Source organism: Mycobacterium sp., from assembly GCF_035653355.1.
Taxonomy (GTDB): Bacteria; Actinomycetota; Actinomycetes; order Mycobacteriales; family Mycobacteriaceae; genus Mycobacterium.
The window spans coordinates 1-2,409 of the sequence record NZ_DASRBZ010000548.1; the positions used below are offsets into that span (position 1 = coordinate 1).

The following is a 2,409-nucleotide window of genomic DNA, read 5'->3' on the forward strand; positions in this document are numbered from 1 at the left end:
CCGTTAATCGCGATCAGGTGCCCGGGCTCATGACGCTCCGGATAGTTGGGGTGAGTTGCGTGCGCCATGTCCGCCGAGGCCACCATCGATCCGGCCACCCGGCGCAGGAAATCCTCCCGCTCACCGCCCGCGACCAGCACGATTCGCTCCAGCGTGGTCAGCAGCAGCTCGGACTGGGCGCCGTGGTCGGAGGTCGAACCGACCTCTTCGTGGTCGAACAACGCCAGCACCGGCAAGTAGCCGCGGGGTTCGGCGCCGAGCAACGCCTCCAAGCCCGCGTAGCAGCTGGCTAGGTTGTCCAGCCGCGCCGCGCTGACGAACTGGTCGTCGAGTCCGGCGAGCCGGGAGGGAGCCAGATCATGGGTCATCAGATCGAAGCTGAGCACGTCGTCTGCGGCGACGCCGGCACGTTTCGCGACGTAGCCGACAAAGTTGCCGCAGCCCTCGCCGGCTGCCCACACCGCGTTGACGTGGCGCTGCGGGTCCAACGCGACCGACTTGCGGTCCTCGGCCAAATGGATTGCCAACTGCGGCACCCGCAGGATCGGTTCGTCGATGCGGACCGGCCGGTGACTGATGCCGGCACCGTCACGCACAGATAGGCGTCCGCTGACACCGAGATCGCGGTCCAGCCACGAGTTCAGCCAGGCGCCCCCGTAGGGCTGCAGCGCCACCACCTGCCAACCTGCGACCACGCGATCCGGGTGCTGCTTGACTCGCAGGTTCGGGCTGTCGGTGTGGGCGCCGATCACCCGAAACGACGAGGCCGACGTATCGCTGCTATCCCAGGCGACCAGCGAGCCCGCGCGCACGGTGAAGAATCGGCCTGCGGCGGGCCAAGCGTCCGTCTCGGCCAACTCGGCATATCCGGCCGCGCGCAGCGCTTGTCCCACCGTGGCGCACACGTGGAACGGCGACGGGGACGCGTCGATGAATTCGCACAGACCCGCTGCCGTGGCCGCCATGCGCTCATCCTTTCATCCGCAAGGACGTTAGGGTCGAACCCGTGCCCGCTATTCAGCCCCAACCGGTTCTGGAGCCGTTGACGCCGGCCGCCATCTTCCTGGTGGTCACCATCAACGACGGCGGCGAGGCAACCGTGCACGACGCACTGCCCGACATCTCGGGGCTCGTCCGCGCGATCGGATTCCGTGACCCGGCCAAACGCCTGTCGGCGATCACCTCGATCGGCTCCGACGCGTGGGATCGGTTGTTTGCTGGCCCGCGACCGGCCGAGCTGCACCCGTTCGTCGCGCTGGAAGGGCCGCGGCACACTGCGCCGGCCACACCCGGCGACGTGTTGTTCCACATTCGTGCCGAGGCGATGGATTTCTGTTTCGAGCTGGCCACCCGGCTGATCGACGCAATGGCCGGCGCTGTGACGGTGATCGACGAGGTGCACGGTTTCCGGTTCTTCGACAACCGCGATCTACTCGGATTCGTCGACGGCACCGAGAATCCCGACGGCCCGCTGGCCGTCAGCGCCACCCAGATCGGCGACGAGGATCCTGATTTCGCCGGCTCGTGCTACGTCCACGTCCAGAAGTACGTGCACGACATGGCTGGCTGGAATTCGCTTTCGGTCACCGAGCAGGAGCGTGCGTTTGGCCGAACCAAGCTGGAAGACATCGAGTTCGACGACGACGAGAAACCGGCCAACTCGCACATCGCGCTGAACAAGGTCGAAGACGACGAAGGCAACGAGCTCAAGATCGTGCGCCACAACATGCCTTTCGGCGAGGTCGGCAAGGGCGAGTACGGCACGTACTACATCGGCTATTCCCGCAGCCCCGCCGTCACCGAACAGATGTTGCGCAACATGTTCATCGGCGATCCACCCGGCAACACCGACCGGATCCTGGACTTTTCCACCGCTGTCACAGGTGGCCTGTTCTTTACTCCCACCGTCGACTTTCTCGACGATCCGCCGCCACTGCCTGGACTACCTGCTGCGGCAGAAGATTCCGACTCCGACGGCTCCCTGGCGATCGGCAGTTTGAAAGGAAGCACCCGATGAACAACCTCTACCGCGATCTGGCACCGATCACCGAAGCCGCTTGGGCCGAGATCGAATTGGAGGCAACGCGAACGTTCAAACGCCACATCGCCGGGCGCCGGGTAGTCGATGTCAGCGGTCCCGGCGGACCCACGATGGCAGCCGTCGGCACGGGTCGGCTGACTGATGTGGCGCCGCCCGGCGACGAGGTCATCGCGCAACTGCGGGCAAGTAAACCGCTTGTGCGGCTGCGCGTTCCGTTTACGCTGTCACGATCGGAGATCGACGATGTGGAGCGCGGCTCACAGGACGCCGACTGGGATCCCGTCAAGACCGCCGCCAAGAAGCTTGCATTCGTCGAAGACCGCGCCATCTTCGAGGGTTACGACGCGGCGTCGATCGAAGGCATCCGA

Annotated in this window: 3 protein-coding genes; 2 read left to right on the forward strand and 1 reads right to left on the reverse strand. The window is 65.6% G+C overall.

What is annotated here, in order from left to right:
• The coding region (locus VFA16_RS18765) for a M18 family aminopeptidase (protein WP_324969262.1) at positions 1–965 on the reverse strand (965 nt) is incomplete at its 3' end.
• Positions 966–1,006: 41 nt separating this feature from the next.
• Here VFA16_RS18765 and VFA16_RS18770 point away from each other — a divergent pair.
• Both VFA16_RS18770 and VFA16_RS18775 read left to right on the forward strand, forming a co-directional pair.
• Positions 1,007–2,017 carry a Dyp-type peroxidase gene (locus VFA16_RS18770; protein ID WP_324969263.1) on the forward strand — a complete coding sequence of 337 codons (1,011 nt, stop codon included), beginning with the start codon at positions 1,007–1,009 and terminating at the stop codon, positions 2,015–2,017.
• Positions 2,014–2,409: family 1 encapsulin nanocompartment shell protein (locus tag VFA16_RS18775; protein ID WP_324969264.1), on the forward strand; the 396-nt coding region annotated here is incomplete at its 3' end. The genes VFA16_RS18770 and VFA16_RS18775, both read left to right, overlap by 4 nt.